Below are 2088 nucleotides of genomic sequence, written 5' to 3' on the forward strand. Positions count from 1 at the left end.
CAGGGCGCCGCGCTCGCCGTCGTCGTCGCCGCGGGCAACGTCGCCGCCGTCGTGTTGCCGACGCTGACCGGCGTCGTCCGCTCCGCGACCGGCGGCTACGGCGCCGTCTTCGTCCTCCTGGCCGTCCTGCTCGGACTCGCGGCGCTCGCCGTGAGCGCGGCGGCACCCCAGAGATCGACCCAACCGTCATGACACGCCACCACGTACCGCAGACCGACAGCCGACCGACCGGGGAGGGAGTATGGTAGAGACAGGCATCGTCAACGCGCTGTTCCAGGGCGTCGTCACCGGCGGCATCATCGCCGCCGGCGCGCTCGGCCTCTCGCTGGTGTACAGCATCGCCGAAGTGCCGAACTTCGCACACGGCGACATGCTCACCGTGGGCGCGTACCTCGCGCTCGCGCTCAACAGCCCCGGCGAACTCGTGCTCGTGCCGAACGTCCTCGAACTCCCGTTCGCCGCGGCCGCCATCGGCTCGGTCGCACTCGCGGGCGTGCTGGGTGGCGTCTACGAGAAGACCGTGTTCAAGCAGTTCCGCGGGAAGGACGCTGACCTCATCACGATGGTCATCGTCTCGCTGGGGCTCGCGCTCGTGCTCCGGAACCTCGTGTTGTTCCTCGTCGGCACGCAGAACGTCACCTACGACACCGTCCGCCGCGTGAACGTCAACGTCGACCTCTACGTCACCGGCGGCGGCGTCGCCGTCGAGCTGAACCAGCGCGCCAACGGCGCGCTCCAGGCCCTCGACTCCTGGGGGTACAGCTGGCCCGTCGTGATCGCCGGGCTGCTCGTCGCGGTCGGCGTCGGCCTCGCCGTCTACCGGTGGCGACGCAGCGACCAGAGCTTCGAGAAGGTCCACTTCGTCAGCCCCTGGATCTGGGGCGTCTCCGCCGGGGCCGTCGCGCTCGCAGCCGTCGCGATGCTCGCCCGCGGCGCACCGCTATCAGTCGCCGACGCCGTCTACAGCACGCGCGTCGGCGTCAGCCAGAAGTACGGCATCATCGTCGCCGTCATGGTCGCGACAATGCTCTGCATGAACTACGTCCTCAAGCGCACGAAGACCGGCCGCGCGATGCGTGCGACCGCCGACGACCAGGCGCTCGCACGCGTTCGCGGCGTCGACATCGACCGCGTCCAGCTCGTCGTCTGGGTGCTGGCGGCCGTGCTCGCGGCCATCGCCGGCGTCCTCCTCGGCTGGTACGCGTCCAACCTCAGCCCGAACATGGGATTCAACCTCCTGTTGCCCGTGTTCGCGGCGGTCATCGTCGGCGGCATCGACTCCCCGTACGGGGCCGCGCTCGGCGGCCTCCTCATCGGAATCAGCATGGACGTCGGCGTCTACCTGCTGCCGTCCGGGTTCGCGACGTACCGCACCGCAATCGCGTTCGTCATCCTCGTGGCCGTCCTCCTCGTGAAGCCCGAGGGCCTGTGGGGTGACAGCTGATGGCGCTCGCGAACTTCCTCGTCAGCCTCCTCACCGTCGTCAGCATCTACACGCTGTTCGGCCTCGGTCTCAACGTCAAGTACGGCTTCACGGGGCTGGTCGACTTCGGCCACGTGCTCTACTTCATGGTCGGGGCGTACGTCACCGTCGTCCTCGCGATGCCGGCCGGGACGTCCGGCTACGAGGGCATCGGCGGGTTCGGTCTCCCCGAGTTGCTGTCCGCGGTGCCGCTGGGCGGCCTGCTCGGGTGGCTGTTCGCGCTCGCCCTCGCGATGGTCGCCGCCGCGCTCGTGTCGCTGGTCGTGGGCGTGCCGACGCTGCGGCTCCGCGAGGACTACCTCGCTATCACCGCGCTCGGCGTCGCCACCATCTTCCACGCCGTCGTCAACGACGAGGAATGGCTGTTCAACGGTCCGTTCGGCGTGCGCGACGTCTACCAGCCGATGGAAGCCGTCTTCCCCGTCTCGCTGGGGAGCTTCGTCGTCAACCTCGCCGTGTTCGGCCTGCTGTCCGTGGCCGTGCTCGGCTACCTCGCGTACCGCGTCGCGCGGTACGTCCGGCCGGTCGACCGCCGGGCCGCGCTGTTCGCGTTCGGCGCTGTCCTGCTCGTGGCCGCGGTCTCGGCGTCGCAACGCTCGGCGGCT

At 69.8% G+C, this 2088-nt stretch carries 2 protein-coding genes and 1 pseudogene; all 3 read left to right on the forward strand.

The features are described 5' to 3' along the window. A pseudogene (locus GRX66_RS18490) lies at positions 1–192 on the forward strand (MFS transporter); the annotation flags it as partial. A 49-nt stretch (positions 193–241) separates the two neighbouring features. Continuing rightward, complete coding sequence (locus tag GRX66_RS18495; RefSeq protein WP_159527787.1) at positions 242–1444, forward strand: branched-chain amino acid ABC transporter permease; 1203 nt, start codon at positions 242–244, stop codon at positions 1442–1444. Further along, positions 1444–2088, forward strand: a 645-nt coding sequence (locus GRX66_RS18500; RefSeq protein ID WP_449271477.1) for an ABC transporter permease subunit, incomplete at its 3' end; no start/stop codon positions are given. The genes GRX66_RS18495 and GRX66_RS18500, both read left to right, overlap by 1 nt.

This window comes from Halobacterium bonnevillei, assembly GCF_009831555.1.
Taxonomy (GTDB): domain Archaea; phylum Halobacteriota; class Halobacteria; order Halobacteriales; family Halobacteriaceae; genus Halobacterium; species Halobacterium bonnevillei.